Genomic DNA, 24972 nt, shown 5'->3' on the forward strand with positions numbered 1-24972 from the left:
AGAAGAGAAGCACTGTGCACCACCCCTTCACGCCGCTCGCCTCCGTGCCCGTGGACGTCGCCCGGGCACGGGTCCACGAGGAGGGCTGGCAGTCCTGGAGCCCGAGCGGCGCCTACGCCCTCGGTGAGAAGCCGCACCGCCCGGCGAACGACAACTGGGCGACCGTCTGCTACCGCCCCGGCCGTACCGTGCCCTCCGGCGCCTTCCAGGGCGAGGGGCTGCTGGCGCTCGACCCGGGCGACGGCACACCGGTCAGGCTGTGGGCGGCGACCGACCCGTGCCGTGCCGTGCCCTCCATCCGGCTGGAGGTGCACGGCGACCGGGCCGAGGTGAGCGCGGACGGGCCGGTCCGGGAGCTGACCGGCCCGGACGTCCAGTCCGTCCTCGCCGAGTGGGCCGACGGTCTCGGCGTGGCGCCGCCGCGCCCCGCGCCGACCGTGTGGTGCTCCTGGTACGAGTACTTCACCGGGGTCACCGAGGACGACGTCCACGAGAACCTGCGGGCGATGGACACCCTGGACCTGCCCGTCGACGTGGTCCAGATCGACGACGGCTACCAGAGCGCCCTCGGTGACTGGCTCACCCTCTCCGGCCGCTTCCGCTCCCGTGCCGGGATCGCCGACGCGATCCGGGCGCGGGGACGCAGGGCCGGCATCTGGACGGCGCCGTTCCTGGTCGCCCCGGACAGCGAGCCGGCCACGGCCCACCCCGACTGGCTGGTCCGGGACGCCGAGGGCGCGCCCGTGCACGCGGGCCACAACTGGGGCCACGACCTGTACGCCCTGGACACCACCCACCCGGACGCGGCGGCCTACCTGACGCACGTCTTCGCCACCCTGCGCAGCGAGGGCTACGACTACTTCAAGGTCGACTTCCTCTACGCGGGCGCCCTTGACGGCGTACGGCACTCCGGCGCCGACCCGCTGACGGCGTACCGGGCGGGCGTGGCCCTCATCCGCGACGCCATCGGTCCGGACGCGTACCTGCTGGGCTGCGGCGCGCCGGTCCTGCCGTCCATCGGCCTGTTCGACGCGATGCGGGTCAGCCCCGACACCGCCCCGCACCGCCGCCCGGAGGCGGACGACTTCAGTCAGCCCGGGCAGGACGCCGCCGAGTTCACCGGCCGGGCACGCCAGTGGCAGCACGGCCGCCTCTGGATCAACGACCCCGACTGCCTGATGGCGCGTCCGGCCGTGGAGACCCGCGAACGCTGGGCCGCCCATGTCGAGGCCACCGGGGGCCTGATGGCCTCCAGCGACCGTCTGCTGTCCCTGGACGCGTGGGGCGTGGCCACGACCCGCCGTCTCCTCACGAGAGGCGCCCGATGAAGCGCACCCTGTCCGTCCCCGGCATCGCCTACGGAGGCGACTACAACCCCGAGCAGTGGCCCGAGGAGGTCTGGGCCGAGGACATGCGCCTGATGCGCGAGGCCGGGGTCACGATGGTCAGCGTCGGCATCTTCTCCTGGGCGCTGCTGGAGCCCGTCGAGGGCGTGTACGACTTCTCGCGCATGGACCGGATCCTCGATCTGCTGCACGAGAACGGCATCGCCGCCGACCTCGCCACGCCCACCGCGGCCCCACCGGCCTGGTTCTTCCGGGCCCACCCCGAGGCGCTGCCCGTCGACCGCGACGGCCGCACCCTGTCCTACGGCAGCCGGCAGACCTTCTGCCCGTCCAGTCCCGCCTACCGCGAGGCCGCCCTGCGCATCGCGGGCAAGCTGGCCGAGCGGTACGCCGACCACCCGGCCGTCGCGATGTGGCACGTCCACAACGAGTACGGCTGCCACAACGCCGAGTGCTACTGCGATACGAGCGCGGCGTCCTTCAGGGGCTGGCTGCGCGCCAAGTACGGCGACGACCTGGCGGCGCTCAACCACGCCTGGGGCACCGCCTTCTGGAGCCAGTGGTACTACGACTGGGACGAGATCCTGCCCCCGCGCGCGACAGGCGCCGTGCCCAACCCGACCCACCGGCTGGACTGGCGCCGCTTCTGCTCCGACGAGCTGCTGGCGCTGTACACGGCGGAGCGGGACGTGCTGCGCGCGGCCGCCCCCTCGATCCCGGCCACCACCAACTTCATGGTGAACTTCAGCTTCGAGGCGCTGGACTACTGGCGCTGGGCCCCGGAGCTGGACGTCGTCTCGAACGACCACTACCTCTGCTCCACGGACCCGGAGTCGCAGATCGACATCGCGCTGAGCGGTGACCTGATGCGCTCGATGGCGGGCGGACCCTGGTTCCTGATGGAGCACTCCACGGGAGCCGTCAACTGGCAGCCCGTCAACCGCGCCAAGGGCCCGGGCGAGCTGCGCCGCAACGCCCTCGCGCACGTCGCCCACGGCGCCGACGGCATCGCCTACTTCCAGTGGCGGGCCTCGAAGGCGGGCGCCGAGCAGTGGCATTCGGCGATGCTGCCGCACGCGGGCACGGACACTCAGATCTGGCGGGACGTGGTCCGCCTCGGCGCCGACCTGAAGGCGCTCGCGGAAGTGCGCGGCAGCACCGGCACCGCCGAGGTCGCGATCGTCTGGGACTACAACGCCCGCTGGGCACTGGAACTCCCCTCCCAGCCCAGCGCCGAAGTCCGCTTCGAGGATCTGGTCCGCGCCTGGTACGAGCCGCTGTGGCGCGCGGGCGTCGCCGTCGACTTCGTCCGCCCCGACGCGGACCTGTCGCCGTACCGCCTGGTCCTGGCGCCCAGCCTGTACCTGGTCGACGACGCGGGAGCGGCGAACCTCACCGGGTTCGCGGAGCGCGGCGGAACCCTCGCGGTGGGCTTCCACAGCGGGGCGGTGGACGAGAACTGCCACGTCCGGCTGGGCGGTTACCCCGGGGCCTTCCGTGAGGCGCTGGGTGTCAGGTCGGACGAGCTGTTCCCGTTGCTGCCGGGCGAGACGGTGCCGCTGAGCGGCGGCGGGACGGCGACCCTGTGGTCGGAGCGGCTGCGCCTGGAGGGCGCCGAGGCCGTGTCCTCGTACGAGGAGGGCCCCCTGAAGGGCGTGCCCGCGGTGACGCGCCACGCCCACGGCGAGGGCACCGCCTGGTACCTGGCGACCCGGCCCGATCCGGACGCCCTCGACTCCCTGCTGACCCGCATCCGTGGCGAGGCGGGCGTGGAGCCGGTGCGCACCGCCCCGGAGGGCGTGGAGGTCGTCCGGCGGCGGGGTCCGTCCGCGGACTACCTGTTCGTCATCGACCACACGGGCCGCGGCGCGCGGGTGACCGTCGCCGAGGACGCGGTGGAGCTGCTGACGGGCAAGCCGGCACCCGGCTCGGTGACGGTCGAGCCGGGCGAGGTGGCGGTCGTGCGGGAGCCCCGGCGACCGTGACGCGACCGTGGAAGGGGCCCCGGCCGATCCCGGCCGGGGCCCCTTCCACGTCTCTCCACCTCCCCGGCGGCCCTGGGCGCCCGCCTCGGCCACGAGATCCGGCGTTCCCGAAGTGGTGCGCGGACCCCCTCGACCGCTCGGCCGATCCGCGTGGCCCTACTGTGCGCGGGCGACGAGGAGGGCGACGTCGTCGTGGTCGTCGGGGTGGCGCAGGCCGTGCAGCAGGAGGTCGCAGGTCTCCTCCAGGGGCCGCTGGGGCTGGTCGAGGAGGGCGAGCAGCATGTTCAGGCGGTCGTCGATGGAGTGATGGCGGGTCTCCACCAGGCCGTCCGTGTACAGGACCAGCAGGTCACCGGGGTCCAGGTCGGTGGTGGCGGTCTCGAAGGGGATGCCGCCGACGCCGAGCGGGGCCCCGCTGGGCAGGTCCAGCAGCGCCGGGGCACGGCCGGCGCGGGCCAGCGCGGGCGGCAGGTGTCCCGCGTTGGCGATGTGGCACAGCCCCAGGTGGGGGTCGTAGACCGCGTACAGGCAGGTGACGATGTAGTGCTCCAGATCGCAGGTGATCTTGTCGAGGTGCTGGAGCACCACCTCGGGGGCGAGATCGAGGTCCGCGTAGGCGCAGGTCGCCGTGCGCAGCCGGCCCATGGTGGCGGCGGCGTCGATGCCGTTGCCCATGACGTCGCCGACGACCAGTGCCGTCTTGTCGCCGGTCAGCGGGATGACGTCGTACCAGTCCCCGCCGACCTCGCTGGTGGTCTGGGCGGGCTGGTACCGGGTGGCGAGGTCCAGGCCGGTGTGGTGCGGGGCGTGGTCGGGCAGCAGGCTGCGCTGCAGGGTGAGGGCGGTGTTGCGCACGCTCTGGTACCAGCGGGCGTTGTCCATGGCCACGGCGGCCCGGCCGGCCAGCTCGGTGGCCAGGATGACGTCGTCCTCGTCGAACGGCAGCGGGTTGCGGGTGCGCTTGAGGTCGAGGGCGCCGAGCACCTCGCCGCGCGCGATCAGCGGCACCGCGAGGTAGGAGTGGACCCCGGCGCGTGCCAGCAGCGTGGTGCCCTCGGGGTCGCGGGCGATGCGCTGCAGGTCGTGGTCGCCCACATGGCGCACCAGGACCGGCCGGCCGGTGTGCACGCACAGGGTGACCAGCCGGTCGCCGTCGTAGGCGGCGAGGTCGCCGGGGGAGTCGGCGGCGCGCAGGGCCACGGTGGGATGGGCCGCCTTGAGGGCCAGGGCGCGGAACAGCTCCGGGCCGCTGTCCAGTTTGCCGGTACGGCGGAAGGCGAGGGCGGAGTCGAGGACGTCCACGGCGACCACGTCGGCCAGCTCGGGCGCGGCGACCTCGGCCAGCTCACGGGCGGTCTGCTCCACCTCCAGGGTGTTGCCCACGCGGGCCGAGGCGTCGGCGATGAGGGCGAGGCGCCGCCGGGCCCGGTCCGCCTCGGTGGCCGCGCGGTGCCGCTCGGTGACGTCGACGACCGAGGCGGCGGCGCCGAGAACGCGTCCGCCGGGGTCCTCGAGGCGGTAGAAGGACAGGGACCAGGCATGGTCGTGCTCGGGGTCGGCGGGGGTACGGCCCACGTGGTACTGGTCCAGGAGGGGGGTGCCGGTGGCCAGCACCTGGTGCAGGGCGGACTCGACGGTGTCGACGTCGGCGAAGGGCGCGGTCTCCCGCAGGTGCCGCCCGATGTGCTCCTCGGCGGGGATGCCGTCGATGCGCTCCAGGGCGGGGTTCACCAGGAGGTAGCACAGGTCGGGGTCCATGAGGGCGAGGCCGATCGGGGACTGGTTGACCAGCCGCTCGCACAGCGCCAGGTCGGTCTCCAGACGCTGGAGGATGGTGTGGTCGGCGGCGATCCCCAGGGCGTAGATCTCCCCGCGGTCGTTCCACAGCCGCATGTTGCGGAACTCCATCAGCCGGGTGTCGCCGTCCTTGTGCCGGATGGGGAAGGCGCCGGCCCAGCTCCGGCCGGTCTGCATGACCTCGGTGAAGAGACTCAGCACGGTCTGGAAGTGCTCCGGGTGGACCAGCAGCCGCGCCGCGAACTGCCCGAGCGCCTCTTTCGGGGTGTAGCCGAACAATTCCTGGGCCTGCGGGCTCCAGAACACAATGCGTCCGTCCTCGTCCAGCACCACCGCGGCGACGCTGAGCACGTCCAGCAGGCCGGTCCGCCGGGGGTGCCCGGGGCCGGACCCGTCGCCGTCCACCTGGAAGGGTTCGGCTGACATCGGGACCTCCCTCCGCCTGCCGGCGCGGCGATGGCGTCCTGTACCGCCATCGCTCCACGCCTGAATCAGGCTTCCGGTATCTCCATGCTGCCCCTGGGTGGGTGACCTGGACAGCCGGGGAAGCCAGGGGCAGCCGCAGCCGCAGCCGCAGCCGGAACCGCGCCGGGCCCGGCTTCGGAGCGCGGGGGCGTGTCCTGCCGCCCGGCCCCGGCCGCCACGCGGCGCGCGACGCACCCCTGCCCCACCGGTGACGACAGGTCCCGGGCGGCCCGGCGCCCTGTGGGCCGGCTGCGGACGGTCACGAACGGGCACCCCCGCCACGGCTCGAGCGGCGCCGGGCCAGCCACAGCGTCACGGCGCCGGCGGCGGCCACCAGCAGCACGGTGCGCTTGTCCCGCGCCGCCCTGGCCCCCTGGGCCGCCTTCTGCCGCAACGGCTCCGGTGCCTTCTCCTCCCACACCCGCCCGGCCTGTGACGCCTGCGCGCGGGCCTCGCCGACAGCCCGGGCCGCCTTGTCCCTGACGGTGTCGGGCAGCTTGTCCTGCACCTGGTGCGCGACGCCGGCGGCCTTGGCCTTCAGCTCGGTGGCCTTGGCCGCGGCTTGCTCCTTGACCTCGGTGGCCTTGGCCGCGGCTTGCTCCTTGACCTCGGTGGCCTTGGCCGCGGCTTGCTCCTTGACCTCGGTGGCCTTGGCCGCGGCCTGCTCCTTCACCTCGGCCGCCTTCTCCTGGGCGCGGGCCTTGACGTCGGTTTTGGCCACCAGCGCCTCCACCGTCTGCCCCAGCTCCTCCCGGTTGTGCTCGAGCTGTACGCGCAGTTCCTCCGTGCCCGTCGCGGTCCGCTCGTCGCGAGTCGGTTTGCTCATCGGTGCGCACTCTCCTTGATCTCGGCCACGTCGGCCTTCACGTTCTCGATCGTCTGCTCGGGCGTGGGCGGCGCGGCCCGGCCGACCTGCTTCTTCCCGGTCACGGCCAGGACCGCGGAGACAACCCCCAGCGCCACGGTGACGATCAGGGCGGCGGCCCACACCGGCAGTGGCACCGCCAGGGCCGCGATGACCGTGGCCACCAGGGCCTGCAGGGTGAGCAGACCCACGACTCCGGCGCCGCCGAACAGCCCGCCGCCCCTGCCGTAGCGCTTGCCCTTCTCCTTCATCTCCGCCTGCGCCAGCCGCAGTTCGCCGCGCACCAACTCCGTCAACTGCCGCGAGGCCCGCTGCACCAGCTCACTCACCGGCTCCTGACCGGAGCGGTTCACGCTGTGGTCGCGTCCGGTGTGATGCGGCTGCGTGCTCGTCACGGAGATCACCACCCATCCGTATCGGTTCCTGCGATCGGCCGCGGCCCTGGCGCCGCGACCGTCCGGTGCGCTCGCGAGTACCCCGGTCAGCCCGTTTCAGGGCGCCCAACTCGGCCACTCCGGGCGGACTCCGAGCGGACTCCGCGCGCCATGGGGAGCGTTATGAACGGCGACCACCCGACTCTGATCAAGGATTTACCATCGTCGGATTGTTTCTGGACGAACCGCCCGGATAGCCTCCCGGCAGAAGCCTCCCTCACTCACCACGCCGTGGGCCGGGGAAGGCTTCTGTGAGCATTTCCGGTTCGTCAACTCGCCTGTGCGGGCGCGCGGAACCGGCGAGGGCGGGGACATGGAAGACGACGGCGACGCGTTCGCAGGAGCACCGTCGAAACGGAGTGCACGTGAAAGCGTCACGCGCTCCACTTCTTCCGGGGTTTTATCTTTTTCCTTCTTCCATCTTCCGTTTTCCATGACGTCACTCACGAGAAATCAGGAACGCCCGGTCCGCGGTCGACGCAGACCGTACTGACGCGGTCCGCCCGTCCCGGCGCGCACGCCACTCGGCGGTGACCGGCAGCGGCGCCATCGCGCCGCACATCCGCCGGCACCCGCCGAAACGGCGGTCACGGCCGGACCAGCCCTGACCAGTCGCTCTCCACCGGCCCCACACAGAAGGGCACTTCCTTGCGCTCAAGCGCCGAACACGCGACACCGGAGCAGCCGGGCAGCAGACGCAGACGCCGGGCGGGCTCCGCGGCGGCCGCTCTGCTGTCCGCCGCCGCACTCCTGGCCGGCGGACCGCTCACGGCGACCGCGTCCGCGGCCTCGGCCACCTCGGCGGCCCACGTCAAGCACCTGTGCGCCCACGCCACCAAGCCGGGTCACATGGCGTGCCTCGCCGAGGCCAGGACGGACATCGTCCAGCACATGACGCTCGGCCCGAACGCCACACCGTCCGGCTACGGCCCCTCGGACCTGCAGAGCGCCTACAACCTGCCGTCCGCCACGGCCGGTTCGGGCCGGACGGTGGCGATCGTCGACGCCATGGACGATCCCACCGCCGAGTCGGACCTCGCCACCTACCGGTCGCAGTACGGCCTTCCCGCCTGCACCACCGCGAACGGCTGCTTCCGCAAGGTCAACCAGACCGGCGGCACCGCCTACCCGAGTGCGGACGCCGGATGGGCCGGCGAGATATCCCTCGACCTCGACATGGTCAGCGCCGTCTGCCCGCAGTGCCACATCCTGCTCGTCGAGGCGAACTCCCCCAGCGTGTCCGACCTCGGCACGGCCGAGAACGAGGCCGTCGCCCTCGGCGCGAAGTACGTCTCCAACTCCTTCGGCGGCACCGAGGACCCGAGCGAGACCACCGCGGACGTCCAGTACTTCAACCACCCCGGCGTCGCCATCACGGTCAGCGCCGGTGACGGCGGCTACGGCGCCGAGTACCCGGCCAGCTCCCCGTACGTCACGGCGGTCGGCGGCACCTCGCTCGTCCGCGCGAGCACCTCCCGGGGCTGGAGCGAGTCGGTGTGGTCCACCGACAGCACCGACGGCACGGGATCCGGATGCTCCGCGGTCGAGCCCAAGCCGTCCTGGCAGTCGGACACCGGCTGCTCCGGTCGCAGCGTCGCGGACGTCTCGGCGGTCGCCGACCCGGCCACCGGCGTCGCCGTCTACGACACCTACGGGGCCTCCGGCTGGGACGTCTACGGCGGCACCAGCGCGTCCTCGCCCATCGTCGCGGCCACCTACGCCCTCGCGGGCACCCCGACCGCGAACAGCTACCCCTCCTCGTACCTCTACGGCAACGCGGCGGCGCTGAACGACGTCACCACGGGGTCCAACGGCACCTGCTCGCCCACCTACCTGTGCACCGCGGGCTCCGGTTACGACGGCCCGACGGGCCTCGGCACGCCCAACGGCACCGCCGCCCTCACCGGCGGACCGAACACCGTCAACGCGCTGCAGCCCGGACAGAAGCTGACCTCCGGCCACCGGCTGAGCAGCGCGAACGTGACGCTGTCCATGGGCAGCGACGGCAACCTGGTCGCCTATCTCAAGACCGGCGCGGCGGGCAACGGCCCGGCGATCTGGTCCAGCCACACCTCGGGCCACTCGGGGGCGTACGCCTACATGCAGAGCGACGGCAACCTCGTCGTCTACGCCGCCGGCGGCGGCGCCCTGTGGTCCACCCACACCTACGGTCACACCGGCGCCTACCTCCTGCTGCAGGACGACGGCAACCTCGTGGTGTACGGCGCCGGCGGCGGCCCCAGCACCGGTGGGTCGCTCTGGGCGGACGGCACCAACGTGCGCTCGACGACGATCAAGTCGGGCCAGAAGCTCAATGGCGGCTGGTGGACCCAGACCCGGTACACGCGCCTGGTGGTTCAGCCGGACGGCAATGTCGTGATGTACCGCACCCGCGACGGCAAGGCCATCTGGTCCACCGGCACCTACGGTCACGCGGGCGCCTACATGTACATGCAGAGCGACGGCAACCTGGTCGTCTACAAGAGCGGCGGCGGCCCCAGCACCGGCGGCGCCCTGTGGTCCACCCACACCTACGGCCACACCGGCGCCTACGCCCTCATGCAGAGCGACGGCAACTTCGTCGTCTACAAGAGCGGCGGCGGCCCCAGCACGGGCGGCGCCCTGTGGGCCAGCAACACCTACAAGTCGGTCCCCTGACCTTCCCCATCACCGGCTGCCCCGTCCGACGAAAGGGCGGGGCAGCCGCGTCCACTAGGTACGCCAGCTCACCACGGACCACCGCGTCTGGAACGCACCCGCCAGCTGGTCACCGGACGGACGCCACATCATCTACCCCACCGACAGCGGGGCAAGTGTGGTCGACACCACGACCGGCGCCAGCACACCCGTCATCTCCGGCCTTACGGACGTCACCCCGGTGTACTCGCCCGACGGCAGTCAGATCGCCTACTCGGCCTATGACCCGGGCACAGGGCAGGACGGACTGTACGTGGCTGACGCAGACGATCACAACGCGCGAATGATTTCCAACCTCCCCGGAACACTGACCGAGTGGGTCGAGAACTGACCCGTGACGGTGCGGCAGCCCACTGCCCGTTCGGCGAACGGTCATCAGGCGCGCACAGCCCGGCACCTCCTGCGGCATGGCTCCGCCTGCCCTCCAGGGCGCGTGGTGACGGCACCTCGGGTCGCCCCACCATCACCATCGACGGCATCACAACCATCGGCTGACCAGCCACCACGCCGGTTCGGCCCTCGGCCGGGCGGTGCCGCTTTCGGGTGCACCTTCCGGGCCACCAGGAGGTCTCGCACACCGGCCCGGCCGCGCGGCGGCCGTCTCCGCCGCGTCCCCGCCGACGCGTCGGCCGCGTACCTCGCTCGCCGACGCGCGGCCCGACGAGCTGCTTGACGACGTTCGAGACGGCGGGCATTCGTCCGGGACCGCCCGCCGTCTCCGTTTCCGTCCCGACCGGGAGAAAGCAGGAGCCTGGCTGTGGCGGAAGAGAAGAGATGGGAGCCGGGAGGGGCCGCCAGGATGCGGGCACGGCACCTGCATGTGATCGACCCCATGCTGAAGGAGGCAGCCCGGAAGATCGAGCGAGCCACCCGGGGAGCGCCGGAACACCGTCTGTGGACAAAAACCAGGACAACGACGGCTGAGTGGACAACGAAGCGGCCCCGCTGTGGTCAGCGGGGCCGCTTCGTTTCGCCTGTACAGGCAACTGCGGAGGATACGAGATTCGAACTCGTGAGGGGTTGCCCCCAACACGCTTTCCAAGCGTGCGCCCTAGGCCTCTAGGCGAATCCTCCGCCGGAAACATTACATGACGCCGGGGAGTGCTAGCGAACTCGTTCGGGCCCCGGCGATCGGGTAGGCTGGGGCTCAGCCCCTCACGCGGCGCTATCTGACTGAACTCCCCCAGGGCCGGAAGGCAGCAAGGGTAGGTTGGCTCTGGCGGGTGCGTGGGGGGTCTTTCGCATCCGGGGACGGGTTCCCAGGGGCGGGCGCCAGGGGCTCCGGCGGCGCTGTGACTCGGGCCGGGCGCTTTGTCAGTGGGCGCCTATAACCTCGTAAGCGTGTCGTCTCTCGCGCTGTACCGCCGCTATCGCCCGGAGTCCTTCGCCGAGGTCATCGGGCAAGAGCATGTCACCGACCCGCTGCAGCAGGCGCTGCGGAACAACCGGGTCAATCACGCGTACCTGTTCAGCGGGCCGCGCGGATGCGGCAAGACGACCAGCGCGCGGATCCTGGCCCGCTGTCTGAACTGTGAGCAAGGTCCCACGCCGACGCCGTGCGGCGAGTGCCAGTCCTGCCGCGACCTGGCGAGGAACGGACCGGGGTCGATCGACGTCATCGAGATCGACGCGGCCAGCCACGGCGGTGTGGACGACGCCCGCGACCTGCGGGAGAAGGCCTTCTTCGGGCCCGCGAGCAGCCGGTACAAGATCTACATCATCGACGAGGCCCACATGGTCACGTCGGCCGGTTTCAACGCGCTGCTGAAGGTCGTCGAGGAGCCGCCCGAGCACCTCAAGTTCATCTTCGCGACCACCGAGCCCGAGAAGGTCATCGGGACCATCCGGTCGCGTACGCACCACTACCCGTTCCGGCTCGTCCCGCCGGGGACCCTGCGGGACTATCTCGCCGAGGTGTGCGAGAAGGAGAAGATCCCCGTCGAGGACGGGGTCCTGCCGCTGGTCGTGCGGGCGGGCGCCGGTTCCGTGCGTGACTCCATGTCCGTCATGGACCAGCTGCTCGCGGGCGCGGGCCCCGACGGTGTGACGTACGCCATGGCCACCTCGCTGCTCGGGTACACGGACGGCTCGCTCCTCGACTCCGTCGTCGAGGCCTTCGCCACCGGGGACGGGGCCGCCGCCTTCGAGGTCGTCGACCGCGTGATCGAGGGGGGCAACGACCCCCGTCGGTTCGTCGCCGACCTGCTGGAGCGGCTTCGGGACCTCGTCATCCTCGCCGCCGTGCCCGACGCCACCGAGAAGGGGCTGATCGACGCCCCGGCCGACGTGCTGGAGCGCATGCAGGCCCAGGCGGGCGTCTTCGGCCCGGCCGAGCTGAGCCGCGCCGCCGACATCGTCAACGAGGGGCTGACCGAGATGCGCGGGGCCACCTCGCCCCGCCTGCAGCTCGAGCTGATCTGCGCACGGGTGCTGCTGCCCGCCGCATACGGGGACCAGCGGTCCGTCATGGCCCGCCTCGACCGCCTGGAGCGCGGCGTCAACTTCTCCGGCGGCGGTGCGGGGCCCGCCCTCGGGTATGTGCCCGGTCCCGAGGCGCACGGCGGGGCGAGCACGGGGACGTCGCCCGCTCCCGCGGTGCCGCCCGGCGGTGGTCCGGCCGCGGCCCGGGCGGCGGTGCGGGCCCAGGGCGCAGGCGCGGGCGCGGGCAGTGCGCAGGGGCCGGGTGCGTACGACGGTGCGGCGACGCCTGCTCCGGCGCCGCCCGCAGCACCCGCACCGCCCGCGGAGACTCCGCCGGCGGCTCCCGCTCCCGCTCACCCAAGGCCCCAGGCCACCCCTGCTCCCGCTCAGCCAGGGCCTCAGGCATCCCCTGCTCCCGCCGGTCCCGGCGCCTGGCCCACCGCTGCCGCCGCGGGCAGCGGCCGACGGCCCGGCGGATGGCCCACGGCCGCGCCAGCGGGCGGAGGGCAGCCCCCGGCCGCACCCACGCGACCGGCGCCCGCAGCCACGTCGGCACCGGCAGCCTCCGCTCCCGCACCGGCCGCCGCACCGGCGCCCGGCGGGCTCGACCCCCGCGCGCTGTGGCCGAACATCCTGGAGGCGGTCAAGAACCGCCGCCGCTTCACCTGGATCCTGCTCAGTCAGAACGCGCATGTCGCGGGGTTCGACGGGACGACGCTGCAGATCGGCTTCGTCAACGCCGGGGCCCGGGACAACTTTCTCAGCAGCGGCAGCGAGGACGTCCTGCGGCAGGCGCTGGGCGAGCAGTTCAACGTGCAGTGGAAGATCGAGGCGATCGTCGACCCCTCGGGCGGCTCGGCACCGCCGGCCGCCTCGGGCTCGGGCTCGGGCTTCGGCGGCGGTTACCCGTCCGGTGGGGGCGGTGGCTACGGATCGGGCCCCCCGTCGACGCCCCGTCCCGCACCCCAGCAGCCCGCTCCGGCCGCACGCCCGGCGGCGCCCGCCACCCCGGCTCCGGCGGCGCCCGCCCCCGCACCGACCGCGCCCCCCGCGCCGGAGCGCCATGTGGTCGCCCCCGAGGACGACATGCCGGAGGACGACGACCCCGACCTCGACGAGTCGGCCCTCTCCGGCCACGAACTGATCGTCAGGGAGCTCGGGGCCACGGTGGTCGAGGAGTTCTCGAACGAGTAGGAGGACCGAGGGCACCACGAGCGGGGACTCTTGGGAGGAACCCACAAACCCCCGCCCCATCCCTCTTCGGCGGCCCCCACAAGGTCACTCGCCGGCGCCCGTTAGGCTGACCCCGTGAAGGTCCTCGTCATCGGTAGCGGCGCCCGCGAACACGCCCTGTGCCGTTCCCTCTCCCTCGACCCCGACGTCACCGAGCTGCACTGCGCCCCCGGCAACGCGGGTATCGCCGAGGTGGCCCGGTTGCACCAGGTCGACGCCCTCGACGGACAGGCCGTGGCCGCGCTGGCCGGCGAGCTCGGCGCCGAGCTGGTCGTCGTCGGCCCGGAGGCGCCGCTCGTCGCAGGGGTCGCCGACGCCGTGCGCGAGGCCGGGATCCCCGTCTTCGGCCCCTCCGGGGAAGCCGCGCAGCTCGAGGGCTCCAAGGCCTTCGCCAAGGACGTGATGGCGGCCGCGGGCGTCCCCACCGCACGGTCGTACGTCTGCACGAACGCCGAGGAGGTCGAGGAGGCGCTCGACGCCTTCGGCGCCCCGTACGTCGTGAAGGACGACGGCCTCGCCGCAGGCAAGGGCGTCGTCGTCACCGCCGACCTCGAGGCCGCCAGGGCCCACGCGGCCGCCTGTGAGCGTGTCGTCATCGAGGAGTTCCTCGACGGCCCCGAGGTGTCGCTGTTCGCCGTCACCGACGGCGAGACGGTCGTACCGCTCCAGCCCGCCCAGGACTTCAAGCGCGCCCTGGACGGCGACGAGGGACCGAACACCGGCGGCATGGGCGCTTATTCGCCGCTGCCCTGGGCCGACCCGAAGCTGGTCGAGGAGGTGCTGCAGACGGTTCTGCAGCCGACCGTCGACGAGATGCGCCGCCGCGGCACGCCGTTCTCCGGGCTGCTGTACGCGGGACTCGCGATCACCTCGCGCGGCGTCCGGGTCATCGAGTTCAACGCCCGTTTCGGCGACCCCGAGACCCAGGTCGTCCTCGCCCGGCTGAAGACCCCGCTCGCCGGCGTGCTGCTCGCCGCCGCGAACGGCACCCTCGCCGACCTCCCGCCGCTGCGCTGGAGCGACGACGCGGCCGTCACCGTGGTCGTCGCCTCCCACAACTACCCGGGCACCCCGCGCACCGGCGACCCGATCACCGGGCTCGACGAGGTGGCGGTCCAGGACGCCCCGCACGCCTACGTCCTGCACGCCGGCACCCGGCGCGAGGGCGACGCGGTGGTGAGCGCGGGCGGCCGCGTGCTGTCCGTCACTGCGACCGGCGCGGACCTCACCGAGGCACGCCGCCGGGCGTACGCGGCGGTGGGGCGCATCGGACTCGAGGGCTCCCAGCACCGCACGGACATCGCGGCCAAGGCCGCGGGCGCCGGCATCTGACACATCGGGCGCCGGCGTCCGGCACGCCGGCGTCCGACCTCGGCGCGTCCGCGTCGTGGTCACGCCGGCCGCTGAAGCTCGTGGGCCCCGGATCCGTCTCAGGATGCGGGGCCCGTGTCATGCGGTGGTGTCGAGTGGTGGTGTCGCGCGGTGGTTGTCGAGCGGTGGTGTCGCGCGGAGGCTCGACGCCGACCGGGCGGAATCCTGACCTGGCCGTTGCCCTGCGTCAGCCACCTTTCCCCAAAGCCATTCCATCGAGTGAGCGGTGTCCCGTCCGGCTGACGACGGCCGAAGCCCCAACTAGGGTGCGGCGCAAGCGTTCCGGCACTTGGCCCACCGGCATTGCGATGTCAGTGGCGGGTGCCACAGTGGGGGAGTGAGCAACGCACGGGCATCCGGCGGCGACCTCCGTGACGCATACCGTCACGGCACGGGTCGCGCCGGGCAGAGGCGGGTCGGAGGGGGTGACGTCAGGTCGTGACCGGAATGGGTGTGGAGGCGGGCGCGCAGGCCGCGCGCTCACGGGCCCTGGCCGTGCTGCGGATCCGCAGCCGGGCGCTGGCCGTCGCCCTGCTGCCCGCGGCCGTCGCCGTCGTGCTGCTTGTCGGCGGCGCCACGGGGCACCTCCGCGGAACGCGCTGGGGCACCGCCCGCTGGGTCATGACCGGCATCGCCGTGGTGGTCCTGCTCTGCGCCGCCGGTATCGCCCTCGTGATCGCCCGCGCCCGCCCGGCCATGAGCCCGACGGTCCCGATAGTGGAGGACGCGGCACCCGATCTGTACCGGATGGTCAGAGACCTGGCCGACCGCCTCGACGTACCGGCGCCGTCCGCCATAGCGCTGACCCCGGACTGCGACAGCTGGCTGGAGGACCGCACCCACCCCGCTCACGGTCCGCCGGGTCCGCCGCCCGGAGAGGAGATATCCGGCGCCCGGGGCATACGCGGCCTGTCGGCTCCCCGGCACCGCGCCGCGACCGCCCCCGTGCTCGTCATCGGCTCGCCGTTCCTGTGGTGGATGCGGGTGGGCGAGCTGCGTGCGGTCCTCGCCCCGGTCGTCGCCGGTACGGGACCGTCGGCGCACCCGGACATAGCGGCGGCACGGCGCTTCGTCCGGGGGCTGGACGCCGCGGTGGCGGTCACGTCGGCCCCGGCCCACGGGCCCGTGGTCCGTACGGTGCTGGCGGGCGTCGGCTGGGTGGCGCGACTGCTGTTGCGCAGCTGCCGCGGGCATGCGGAGGAGATGGAGCGCGGGGTGGCGGCGGCCGCGGCCGAGCGTGCACAGGCTGTGGACTACGGGGTGCGGATCGTCGCGCAGGAGCAGGTGGGGCTGGCGTACGCGGGCTGGGACCGGCTGCTGACCCGGGTCGCGCTGCCGGCCTGGAGGATGGGCCGCTGGCCCTCGCGCCTGGACGCGGGCGTGGTCGCGGCGCTCACGGAGCTGTCGCGCCGGGACCGGCTGGCCGAGGGCTTCACCTCGCGGCTGGGCGAGCGGCCGGCCTGTGACCTGCTTGAGGAGCCCGGCTTGGTCGACGAGGCCGCGTCCCTGCTCGCTGCCCGCCTCTTCCACGGAGGCCCGGCCGAGTCCGGTCCCAATTGGGCGCCGGTGGACTGGCAGGAGTACCCGGACGAGGTCGTCGACCGCAAGTGGCGCACGGACGCGGCCCGCCTGCACCGCGTCCTGGACGCCCTCGGCGTCCACCACGCCCACCACGGAACGACCCCCGAGGCGAGCGGACCGACGCTGGAGCGGGTCCTGGAGTATCTGACGGTCCGCCCGGCCGTCGGCGCGAGCGGCACGCCGACGGGTGAGGGCGTGAGCGCGAGCGTCACGGGTGAGAACAGGTCCGACGGCATACGCCACCCGGGCGAGGACGGCGCCGGCGACACCGCCGACGTTCCCGACGACGACGCGGTCGCCAGTGTGCGGACCGCCGCGCTCGCCGCCGGGCTCAGCGCCGAGATGGCGCGGGACGAGGCGGCGGGGGCGATGCCCGGCGGCGCCAGGGGACAGGGACAAGGGCCGGACCGTGCGGTGTGGGACGCTGCCGCGATGCTCCCGCTGTTCCCCCTGCAGCCGCCCCGCACCGGTCGCGAACTGCTTGTCGACCACGTCGCCGCGGTGGTGTGCTGCGCCGCGATGGACACGGCGGGAGCGGCACCCGGCCTCGACTGGCTGGACGGCCCTTCCCTCCTGGTGAGGGGCGAACGCGCGGCCGACCTCTCCCCCCGGGTCCGCACGCTCGTCGAGGAGGGCGACCCCACTCCACTGCGCACCTGGCTCCGCAACCTCGGCGTACGCCCCGAGAAACCCGTCCGCCTGGTCTGACGACCTCTGAAGACCGCCGACGACTGCCCTGCCTGGTGTGACGACCCCGACGACTGCCCTGCCTGGTGTGACGACCCCGACGACCGCCGACGACTGCCCCGCCCGGTCTGACGCCCCCCACGACCGCCGACGACTACCCCGCCCGGTCTGAGGCCGCTCCCTCTGGTCGCACGACCGCTCGGTCCGGCCCGAGAGCGGGGTCCGCCCGCTCTGAGGAGCGGTGTGAGTGGGCATGATCCGACGACTGCTCCGCCCCGGTCCGAGACCGTGCGGACCCCCCGCCGACCTGGGGAAACTCCGCCCACCCCGTTCCGTAAGCCCGACCCCTGGCCGCAGAATCCCATTCCGTTCACGTCAATTCGCGACGAACGGTGACGGAGCGGGTGCGTTATGTGATGTGCTGGGTACCGATCGCGTACTCGGTAAGGGCTTACGACGGCTCACGGGGGACGAGGGAGGGGACACGCATGGGGTCGGAACACATCCGCCGGTGGGAGTCGGGTGCTCTCGCGCACGCCGTGACGGATCCTTTCGGCCAGGGTCCCGTTCCCTGGCTGAGGGGCAGTGAGACGTACTTCGACGACACGGGCCACGTGGTCCCCTGGTACGTGGACCCGACCCCGGCCCACGTCCCCGCTCAGGGCCAGAAGGGGGCTCGGATCCCGGCCCCCCGCACCAGCGGACCCCGCTCCGCGGACGACGTCCACCGCCAGATCAAGGGCTTCACCTCCACCGGCGCCGTCGCTCCGGGCGAGGCCCTGGACTTCCACATCACCGTCGACCCGCCCCAGGAGTTCGCCGTCGACGTGTACCGGATCGGGCACTACAACGGCGACGGAGCGGCCAAGATCACCACGAGCCCCCGTCTCTCGGGCATCGTCCAGCCGCCGCCGCTCACCGCGGACCGCACGGTCTCCTGCCATCACTGGTGGCTGTCCTGGCGGCTGCAGATCCCGTCGTACTGGAGTGTCGGCGCCTACGTCGCAGTGCTGACCACCGCCGACGGCTACCGCTCCCACGTCCCGTTCACCGTCCGCGACGCCCGCCCGGCCGACCTGCTCCTGCTGCTCCCGGACATCACCTGGCAGGCGTACAACCTGTACCCGGAGGACGGTCGCACCGGCGCCAGCCTCTACCACGCCTGGGACGACAGCGGCCGGCTGCTCGGCGAGGCCGACGCCGCCACCACGGTCTCCTTCGACCGCCCCTACGCCGGCGCGGGCCTGCCTCTGCACGTCGGTCACGCGTACGACTTCATCCGCTGGGCCGAGCGGTACGGCTACGACCTCGCCTACGCCGACGCCCGCGATCTGCACGCCGGCCGCGTCGACCCCACCCGCTACCGCGGCCTCGTCTTCCCGGGCCACGACGAGTACTGGTCGGCGCGGATGCGCCGCACCGCGGAGCTCGCCCGCGAGCACGGCACGTCGCTGGTCTTCCTCTCCGCGAACACCATGTACTGGCAGGTGGAACTCGGCCCGTCCGCGTCCGGCGTCCCCGACCGCCTGCTCACCTGCCGCAAGCGGCGCGGCCCCGGAAAGCCGGTTCTGTGGCGGGAGATCGACCGTGCGGAGCAGGAGCTGATCGGCATCCAGTACGCGGGCCGGGTGCCCGAACCCCACCCGCTCGTGGTCCGCAACGCCGACCACTGGCTGTGGGAGGGGACCGGCGCCGACGAGGGCGACAAGCTGGACGGCATGGTCGCCGGGGAGGCGGACCGTTACTTCCCGCGTGCCCCACTGCCCGACCACGAGGGCCGGGTCCTGCTCGCCCACTCCCCGTACCGGGACGGCGAGGGTGTTCCGCGCCACCAGGAGACCTCCCTCTACCGCGCCCCTTCCGGCGCCCTGGTCTTCGCGTCCGGAACGTTCGCCTGGTCCCCCGCGCTGGACCGCCCCGGCCACGTCGATCCCCGTGTCCAGCAGGCGACAGCAAACCTCCTGGACCGCATCTGCAAACGAGACTGAACGCAACGCTCCCCGCCCCCGCGGACCGGCTCGCTCCCGGCATGGGGGAGAATCGAGCCATTGGGAGAGAACCACGGGGAGGGACCGTGTCCGGATTCGTCGAAAAGCCCGAACCCGTCCAGGTGCCGGGGCTGGTGCATCTGCACACCGGGAAGGTGCGCGAGCTGTACCAGAACGAGGCGGGTGACCTCGTGATGGTCGCCAGCGACCGCACGTCCGCATTCGACTGGGTGCTGCCGACCGAGATCCCGGACAAGGGCCGGATCCTGACCCAGCTGTCGCTCTGGTGGTTCGACCTGCTCCGGGACCTGGTCCCGAGTCATGTCCTGAGCACCGAACTCCCGCCGGGCGCCCCCGCGGACTGGGCCGGCCGCACCTTGGTCTGCAAGTCCCTGAAGATGGTCCCGGTGGAGTGCGTGGCCCGCGGCTACCTCACCGGCTCGGGCCTCGCCGAGTACAAGGAGTCCCGCACCGTCTGCGGTCTCGCCCTGCCCGAGGGCCTGGTCGACGGCTCGGAACTGCCCGCCCCGATCTTCACCCCGGCGACCAAGGCCGCGGTCGGCGAGCACGACGAGAACGTCTCCTACGAGGAGGTCGCCCGCCAGGTCGGCGCCGAGACCGCGGCCCAGCTGCGGCAGGCGACCCTCGCCGTCTACGGACGCGCCCGCGACATCGCCCGCGACCGCGGGATCATCCTGGCGGACACCAAGTTCGAGTTCGGCTACGACGGGGACACCCTCGTCCTCGCCGACGAGGTCCTCACCCCGGACTCCTCCCGCTTCTGGCCGGCCGACCAGTGGCAGCCGGGCCGCGCCCAGCCGTCGTTCGACAAGCAGTTCGTACGGGACTGGCTCACCTCCCCCGCCTCCGGTTGGGACCGCGCGAGCGAGCAGCCCCCGCCGCCGCTGCCGCAGGAGATCGTGGAGGCGACCCGTGCGAAGTACGTGGAGGCATACGAGCGCCTGACCGGCGTGCGCTGGTCATAGTTCGACCGGCCGACCGCATACGACGGCACGCAGGGCCTGGCACTCGGCCGGGCCCTGAGGGCCGCCGCGAGCATCCGGACGCACCCCGAGGCACACGAAGAAGCCCCCGGCCTGGGCCGGGGGCTTCTTTCTGGAGCGGACGACGAGGCTCGAACTCGCGACCTCAACCTTGGCAAGGTTGCGCTCTACCAACTGAGCTACGTCCGCACTGCGCGCTGCGCGAAGCCAACTATACCCAACCTCGCTCCCGTGCGAGACGCACTGCGGCATGACGGTTCTCGGCGCCGAGTTTGGAGGCGGCCGACGACAGGTAGTTCCGCACGGTGCCCTCCGCGAGCGCGGCCCGCTCGGCGATCTCCGAGACGGGCGCCCCGTCGGCCGCGTACTCCAGCACCTCGGCCTCCCGGGCGGTCAGGGGGGAGTCCCCGGCAGCGATGGCGTCGGCGGCCAACTCGGGGTCCACGTACCGGTTTCCCGCATGCACGGTCCGGATGATCTCGGCGAGCCGCTGCGCGCTGACGGTTTTCGGTACGAAGCCGCGCACCCCCGCCTCGAGCGCACGCTTCAGATGCCCGGGCCGCCCGTGGCTGGTCACGATCAACACCTGGCAGTCCGGCAGCTCGGCCTTCAGGGATGTGGTCACCTTCACACCGTCCGCACCCGGCATCTGAAGATCCACCACGGCCACGTCCGGTCGGTGCGCCCGTGCCATGGCGAGGGCCTCGGGCCCCGTCGCGGCCTCGGCCACCACCAGCAGGTCATCCTCCAGCGACAGCAGCGCGGCCAGGGCTCCCCGGATCAGGTGCTCGTCATCGGCCAGCAGCAGGCGCACGTGCGGTACTGACGTCATGAGGCGACCTCGCTCACACCGCCGGGGACGGCGGCCGACGGCGCGGCGGGCGGCAGCGGAACCTCCGCGGTCAGCAGGAACACCCCTGGTCCCGCGGATCCGGCCCGCAGAGTCCCACCGATCTCCGACAGTCGCTCGCGCAGTCCCACAAGTCCCGACCCCCTTCCCGGCTCTCCGTCCGGTGCCCCGTCGTTCTCGACGCGGAGCACGATCCGTTCGTCCGTCGCTCGCAGGGACACGGCACAGTGCCGGGCATCCCCGTGGCGCAGGACGTTCGTCGTCGCCTCCCGTACGACCCAGGCCAGCGCGGACTGCACCGGCGCGGGCAGCCCGGCGGTCGGCCCGCTCACCGTGCAGTCGATCCCGGCGGCGGTCAACACGCCCCGGGCTCCCGCCAGTTCGGCTGCCAGGTCAGCCTCACGGTAGCCGCGCACGACCTCGCGGACCTCGCGCTGCGACTCCTGCGCGATCCGCTGCACCTCGATCATCTGCTCCAGGGCCTCCGGCCGGCCGCGCCGCGCCAGCTGCACGGCGAGCTCGCTCTTGAGCGCGATCACGGCCAGGTTGCGCCCCATCACGTCGTGCAGATCGCGGCCGAAGCGGAGCCGTTCCTCGGCCACGGCGAGCCGGGCCTCGATCTCACGGGCCCGTTCCGCCTCCCACAGCACCGCCAGGGTCCATGCGCCGCAGCGCGAGGTGAGCAGACAGAACCCGATCGCCAAGGCGGTCATGACACCCGTGGTCACCGCTTCCGTGGTGTCCATGCGGACGAGCGCGGTCGTCACCATGAGGACGCCCCCGAACGCGGCGGACCGCCGAACGAACACCCTCATGGGGACGACGAGTGCGTACAGCATCCCGAACGGCAGCAGCACGGCGTCGAGGGCCAGCAAGCAGGTCGCCGGGGCGGCCGCGTCCAGTGCGTGCAGCACGAGAACGGGCGCCAGCGCCAGGGCGAGCAGCGCAGCCGGTGTCCACAGGGTGCGCGGGGGCATTGCGGAGCGATCGAGGTAGTGGTCGAGCACCGGCCTCAGGAGCCGGTTCGCCGCCGCGCACTGCAGGGCGTTGGCGAGGAGGAGCAGCCCTCCGAGGGCCAGCGCGGTCCGGTCGTGGTGAAGGTCCGAGACGAGTGGCAGCCCCAGCCAGCTCATGGAGAAGCCCCACACCGAGCAGTGCCACACGATCATGCTCTGCAATTCGACGCGGGCGGCCTTGCTGCGGTCGTGCCAGGTACGGCGCTGCCATGCGCGTATTCCTGCGATCACCCGTCTCGTCCCCCTTCGTGCCAACGCGTCCGCACCGCGGCGTCGGTCAGCGCCGCGGTTCCCAGCGGAACCACCGTCGTACGGCCCACACCGCGGCCACCACCCAGGCGACCGCTGTCGCGACGGCGCTCAGAGTGTCGTACACCGACAGGCCGCCGTTCCACCCGCCGCGGATCAGCCGGATCGCCGGGGAGAGCGGCAGCAGCGCGCAGACCGACGCGATCCGCTCGGGCAGCAGCTCCGTCGGGATCGTGATGCCCGAGCCCAGCAGGGAGACGGCCACCATCGGCAGCGCTGTCACCTGTGCGCTCTCGACGGTCCTGCTGAAGCTCGCGGTGACGGCGGCGAGTGCCGCGCACAGGGCGAGGCCCGACGACAGCCCGAGAGCGGCGAGATGGGGGGCACGCGGCACTCCGGCGTCGAGCAACACCGCACAGCCGACCGCCAGCAGCACGGACTGGCCGAGGCCGACGCAGACCGAGGGAAGCGCGGCGCCGGTCAGGATCTCGGCGTCGCCGAGCTCCCCGGTGCGCAGGCGTTTGAGCACCAGCTCCTCCCGGCGGGCGACGAAGACGTTCACGAGGGAGCTGTAGACGGCGAACAGCATGGAGAAGCCGATGGAGGCCGTCACCATCACGGTGCCCATCGTCAGTCCCTCGGCCCTGAGGCCCATCTGCCTGGCCGTCGGCCGCACGCTGAAGGGCAGCGTCAGCGGGACGAACAACGCCGTGATGATCACGCTCTTGTTGCGGCTCAGCAGCGTGAGTTCGGCGCGCGCGAGGGCGCGGAGACGCCTGGCACGGGTGGACCTGCTGCTCGATCCGGTTGCTGTGACGGTCGCGAGGGTGCTCATACCGCGGCCTCCGTCGTCCGGTTCGTCGTGTCGTGCTGTGGGCCGGTGCGGTCCGGCGGCGGTGCGGCCGTCCTGGCGATGTGCAGGAACGCCTCTTCCAGGGATGCGGACCGCACATCGAGGGCGCGCAGTTCGACCCGGGCGCGCTGGGCCCACAGCAGGACGGCGGTGGCGGTGCGCTGGAGTTCGTCGGTCCGCAGGCGGACGGTGCGGCCCGCCGTCTCGTGTGCCGTCACGCCCAGGTCGGCGAGCGGGGGCAGGTCACCGAGGAAGTAGCCCTCGGGCAGCTCGAAGGAGACCCGGGAAGGCTGGGTAGAGGTGACCTCGGACGGTGTGCCCGAGGCGGCGATGCGGCCCTCATGGAGGACGGCGAGCCGGTCGGCGAGCTCTTCGGCCTCCTCGAGGTAGTGCGTGGTCAGCAGGACGGTCGTCCCCGCGTCCCGCAGTTCACGGACCACCCGCCAGGTGTCCTGGCGGCCCTCGGCGTCCAGGCCGGTCGTCGGTTCGTCGAGGAAGAGGACCTCGGGGCGCCCGAGGAGCGCGAGCGCCAGGTCCAGGCGCCGCTTCTCACCTCCCGACAGCTGTTTGACGCGTACGCCGGAGCGCCGGGTCAGCCCGACCAGCTCCAGGGCTTCGCCCACGGGCCGGGCACCGCTGCTGCAGCCGGCCCACATCCGTGCGGTCTCCGCGACCGTCAGTTCGGAGGGGAAGCCACCCTCCTGGAGCATCACGCCGATCCGGGGCCGGACGCGGCCCGCTCCGCGTGCGGGTCGTGGCCCAGGACCCGCACGCGTCCGCCGGCCGGAGGGGCGAGGCCCTCGAGCAGTTCGACGGTGGACGTCTTGCCGGCGCCGTTGGTGCCGAGCAGCGCGAAGACCTCGGCGCGGCCCACCGAGAAGGTGATGCCGCGCACGGCTTCGAAGCCGCCCCCGTACACGCGCCGCAGATCAGTGACCTCAATCACGTGCTCGCGTTGGTCGGTGTTCACGACATCCAGCGTCGTCGTCGACGGGGAGGGGCAGCAGTGCGCCGTGTCATCAGTCCGCGTGACAAATGTCAGAAGACTCGGAAAGCCAAACGAGGAAGGCCCCGATCGACTGACCGGGGCCTTCCTCGTATGGAGCGGACGACGAGGCTCGAACTCGCGACCTCAACCTTGGCAAGGTTGCGCTCTACCAACTGAGCTACGTCCGCATTGCCCTCGACCGCCAGCTGTGAAAGACACAGCCGCCGATCGGTGCGAGCACCAGCGTACCTGATCCACAAGGGTGGTCCGACCGGTCTCGTAGAGCGGGTGACAGGGATTGCACACTGCGCCTCCCCCTTGGAAAGGGGGTGTTCTGCTACTGAACTACACCCGCGTGACGCTCGGGCCTCGGCCCTTCCGGCCTCGCCCCTCGGCGTGCTCAGACTCTAGCTGATCACCAGGGGTGCAACGCAAGTCGGTTGCCTACGGGCCCGCATGGGGCTCTGACGGGGCGAGGGGGAGCGCCCCGGAACCCACGGCGAACCCACGAGGAACGGCACGCGGGGCCCGTGCGGAGCCCCGCGGCGGCACCCCGCCACCGAGCCCCGCTCAGCCGAGGGCGCGCGAAACCTGCCAAGCCCGCGCGGCTACTGCGCCTCGGCGAACGCCTCGTACACCTTCTTGGGGATCCGCCCCCGCGGCGGCACGTCCAGCTTGTTGGAGCGGGCCCACGCCCGGACCGCAGCCGGGTCCGGGGTCAGGGCCGTGTGCGTGTACGTCCGGCCCGACTTGGCCTTCTTCCGCCCGGCCTCCACGTACGGCTCCAGCGCCTTACGCAGTTTCTTGGCATTGGCTTGATTGAGGTCGATCTCGTACGACTTGCCGTCCAGTCCGAAGACGATCGTTTCCGCCGCTTCTGAGCCGTCGATGTCGTCGGAGAGAGTGACCACGACACGCTGCGCCACGAATATCGGTCCCTTCGTGCGGCACCCCCGCGATCCCGTGCCATGACGTGCGCAACGATGACGTGCGCAGTCGTCCGGCGGATGTCGGGGAGGTGTCGACTGTCCGGCAGTAATTGGGCAAAGTATCGGCTATTGCCTTTTCCTTTGTACAGTGCCCGGCATTGCATTGTGAAGACAGGTTGAATACTTCCGCGTGTCCGCGTGCAATGCCCCGGC

General features: G+C 72.4%; 16 protein-coding genes, 4 tRNA genes, 1 other RNA gene and 2 pseudogenes. 10 read left to right on the plus strand and 13 right to left on the minus strand.

Features of this window, described 5'->3' with window-relative positions:
• The first annotated feature begins 14 nt into the window (after positions 1 to 14).
• The gene (locus ACFYZE_RS06400) at positions 15 to 1328 is read left to right on the plus strand and encodes a glycoside hydrolase family 36 protein (RefSeq protein ID WP_388989369.1); all 1314 of its coding nucleotides are present in this window, start codon (positions 15 to 17) and stop codon (positions 1326 to 1328) included.
• On the plus strand, positions 1325 to 3331 hold the full coding sequence (locus ACFYZE_RS06405; protein WP_388989372.1) for a beta-galactosidase: 2007 nt from the start codon (positions 1325 to 1327) through the stop codon (positions 3329 to 3331). Before ACFYZE_RS06400 ends, ACFYZE_RS06405 begins: the two co-directional genes overlap by 4 nt.
• 156 nt (positions 3332 to 3487) lie before the next feature.
• On the opposite strand, the gene ACFYZE_RS06410 is transcribed toward ACFYZE_RS06405, so the two are convergent.
• From ACFYZE_RS06410 to ACFYZE_RS06420, 3 genes are all read right to left on the minus strand, one after another.
• Positions 3488 to 5554 carry a SpoIIE family protein phosphatase gene (locus tag ACFYZE_RS06410; RefSeq protein WP_388989375.1) on the minus strand — a complete coding sequence of 689 codons (2067 nt, stop codon included), beginning with the start codon at positions 5552 to 5554 and terminating at the stop codon, positions 3488 to 3490.
• A gap of 298 nt (positions 5555 to 5852) precedes the next feature.
• Positions 5853 to 6419: a DUF3618 domain-containing protein gene (locus tag ACFYZE_RS06415; protein ID WP_388989378.1), complete on the minus strand. Its 567-nt coding sequence runs from the start codon at positions 6417 to 6419 to the stop codon at positions 5853 to 5855.
• Positions 6416 to 6787 carry a phage holin family protein gene (locus ACFYZE_RS06420; RefSeq protein ID WP_388989565.1) on the minus strand — a complete coding sequence of 124 codons (372 nt, stop codon included), beginning with the start codon at positions 6785 to 6787 and terminating at the stop codon, positions 6416 to 6418. Before ACFYZE_RS06420 ends, ACFYZE_RS06415 begins: the two co-directional genes overlap by 4 nt.
• 753 nt (positions 6788 to 7540) lie before the next feature.
• Here ACFYZE_RS06420 and ACFYZE_RS06425 point away from each other — a divergent pair.
• Entirely contained in the window at positions 7541 to 9550 is a 2010-nt protein-coding gene (locus tag ACFYZE_RS06425; protein WP_388989381.1) for a hypothetical protein, read from the plus strand.
• A 157-nt stretch (positions 9551 to 9707) separates the two neighbouring features.
• Complete coding sequence (locus tag ACFYZE_RS06430; protein ID WP_388989384.1) at positions 9708 to 9920, plus strand: hypothetical protein; 213 nt, start codon at positions 9708 to 9710, stop codon at positions 9918 to 9920.
• A 658-nt stretch (positions 9921 to 10578) separates the two neighbouring features.
• On the opposite strand, the gene ACFYZE_RS06435 is transcribed toward ACFYZE_RS06430, so the two are convergent.
• Positions 10579 to 10663, minus strand: a tRNA-Ser gene (locus ACFYZE_RS06435).
• Between the two features lie 75 nt (positions 10664 to 10738).
• On the opposite strand from ACFYZE_RS06435, the gene ffs reads away from it, so the two are divergent.
• From ffs to ACFYZE_RS06465, 6 genes are all read left to right on the plus strand, one after another.
• Positions 10739 to 10829: signal recognition particle sRNA small type (gene ffs, locus ACFYZE_RS06440), an RNA gene on the plus strand.
• 101 nt (positions 10830 to 10930) lie between these two features.
• On the plus strand, positions 10931 to 13204 hold the full coding sequence (locus ACFYZE_RS06445; RefSeq protein WP_388989387.1) for a DNA polymerase III subunit gamma and tau: 2274 nt from the start codon (positions 10931 to 10933) through the stop codon (positions 13202 to 13204).
• A 114-nt stretch (positions 13205 to 13318) separates the two neighbouring features.
• Positions 13319 to 14575, plus strand: coding sequence for a phosphoribosylamine--glycine ligase (gene purD, locus ACFYZE_RS06450; RefSeq protein WP_388989390.1), 1257 nt, complete (start codon positions 13319 to 13321; stop codon positions 14573 to 14575).
• Positions 14576 to 15061: 486 nt separating this feature from the next.
• The gene (locus ACFYZE_RS06455) at positions 15062 to 16903 is read left to right on the plus strand and encodes a hypothetical protein (RefSeq protein ID WP_388989567.1); all 1842 of its coding nucleotides are present in this window, start codon (positions 15062 to 15064) and stop codon (positions 16901 to 16903) included.
• Positions 16904 to 17370: 467 nt separating this feature from the next.
• A complete protein-coding gene (locus ACFYZE_RS06460; protein WP_388989392.1) occupies positions 17371 to 18870 on the plus strand; it encodes a N,N-dimethylformamidase beta subunit family domain-containing protein in 1500 nt (499 codons plus the stop codon).
• Positions 18871 to 18956: 86 nt separating this feature from the next.
• Positions 18957 to 19856, plus strand: coding sequence for a phosphoribosylaminoimidazolesuccinocarboxamide synthase (locus ACFYZE_RS06465; protein WP_388989395.1), 900 nt, complete (start codon positions 18957 to 18959; stop codon positions 19854 to 19856).
• A gap of 131 nt (positions 19857 to 19987) precedes the next feature.
• Here the strand turns inward: ACFYZE_RS06465 and ACFYZE_RS06470 are convergent.
• The 9 genes and pseudogenes from ACFYZE_RS06470 to ACFYZE_RS06510 all read right to left on the minus strand — a co-directional run bounded on the left by ACFYZE_RS06470 (position 19988) and on the right by ACFYZE_RS06510 (position 24756).
• A tRNA-Gly gene (locus tag ACFYZE_RS06470) sits at positions 19988 to 20063 on the minus strand.
• A 22-nt stretch (positions 20064 to 20085) separates the two neighbouring features.
• Positions 20086 to 20706, minus strand: a complete 621-nt coding sequence (locus ACFYZE_RS06475) for a response regulator (RefSeq protein WP_388989398.1) — start codon at positions 20704 to 20706, stop codon at positions 20086 to 20088.
• Positions 20703 to 21971, minus strand: a complete 1269-nt coding sequence (locus ACFYZE_RS06480) for a sensor histidine kinase (protein WP_388989401.1) — start codon at positions 21969 to 21971, stop codon at positions 20703 to 20705. Before ACFYZE_RS06480 ends, ACFYZE_RS06475 begins: the two co-directional genes overlap by 4 nt.
• Positions 21972 to 22017: 46 nt before the next feature.
• Positions 22018 to 22824 (minus strand): ABC transporter permease, encoded by an 807-nt coding sequence (locus ACFYZE_RS06485; RefSeq protein ID WP_388989404.1) that lies wholly within the window; start codon positions 22822 to 22824, stop codon positions 22018 to 22020.
• Positions 22821 to 23702 (minus strand): annotated as a pseudogene (locus ACFYZE_RS06490) (ATP-binding cassette domain-containing protein); the annotation flags it as partial. The gene ACFYZE_RS06485 and the pseudogene ACFYZE_RS06490, both read right to left, overlap by 4 nt.
• A pseudogene (locus ACFYZE_RS06495) lies at positions 23642 to 23812 on the minus strand (ABC transporter ATP-binding protein); the annotation flags it as partial. The pseudogenes ACFYZE_RS06495 and ACFYZE_RS06490, both read right to left, overlap by 61 nt.
• Positions 23813 to 23942: 130 nt before the next feature.
• Positions 23943 to 24018: transfer RNA gene (locus ACFYZE_RS06500), tRNA-Gly, on the minus strand.
• A 95-nt stretch (positions 24019 to 24113) separates the two neighbouring features.
• Positions 24114 to 24185 (minus strand) — tRNA-Gly (locus tag ACFYZE_RS06505).
• A gap of 253 nt (positions 24186 to 24438) precedes the next feature.
• Positions 24439 to 24756, minus strand: a complete 318-nt coding sequence (locus ACFYZE_RS06510) for an Lsr2 family protein (protein WP_388989407.1) — start codon at positions 24754 to 24756, stop codon at positions 24439 to 24441.
• Positions 24757 to 24972: the final 216 nt, after the last annotated feature.

The organism is Streptomyces sp. NPDC001796 (assembly GCF_042892355.1).
GTDB lineage: Bacteria > Actinomycetota > Actinomycetes > Streptomycetales > Streptomycetaceae > Streptomyces.

What these genes read in the sequence shown, in the direction of transcription:
- ACFYZE_RS06460 (WP_388989392.1), top strand. Translation starts at nt 17,371, where the DNA reads ATGGGGTCGGAACACATCCGCCGGTGGGAGTCGGGTGCTCTCGCGCAC.
- ACFYZE_RS06485 (WP_388989404.1), bottom strand. Translation starts at nt 22,824, where the DNA reads ATGAGCACCCTCGCGACCGTCACAGCAACCGGATCGAGCAGCAGGTCC.
- ACFYZE_RS06410 (WP_388989375.1), bottom strand. Translation starts at nt 5,554, where the DNA reads ATGTCAGCCGAACCCTTCCAGGTGGACGGCGACGGGTCCGGCCCCGGG.
- ACFYZE_RS06415 (WP_388989378.1), bottom strand. Translation starts at nt 6,419, where the DNA reads ATGAGCAAACCGACTCGCGACGAGCGGACCGCGACGGGCACGGAGGAA.
- ACFYZE_RS06455 (WP_388989567.1), top strand. Translation starts at nt 15,062, where the DNA reads ATGGGTGTGGAGGCGGGCGCGCAGGCCGCGCGCTCACGGGCCCTGGCC.
- ACFYZE_RS06475 (WP_388989398.1), bottom strand. Translation starts at nt 20,706, where the DNA reads ATGACGTCAGTACCGCACGTGCGCCTGCTGCTGGCCGATGACGAGCAC.
- ACFYZE_RS06405 (WP_388989372.1), top strand. Translation starts at nt 1,325, where the DNA reads ATGAAGCGCACCCTGTCCGTCCCCGGCATCGCCTACGGAGGCGACTAC.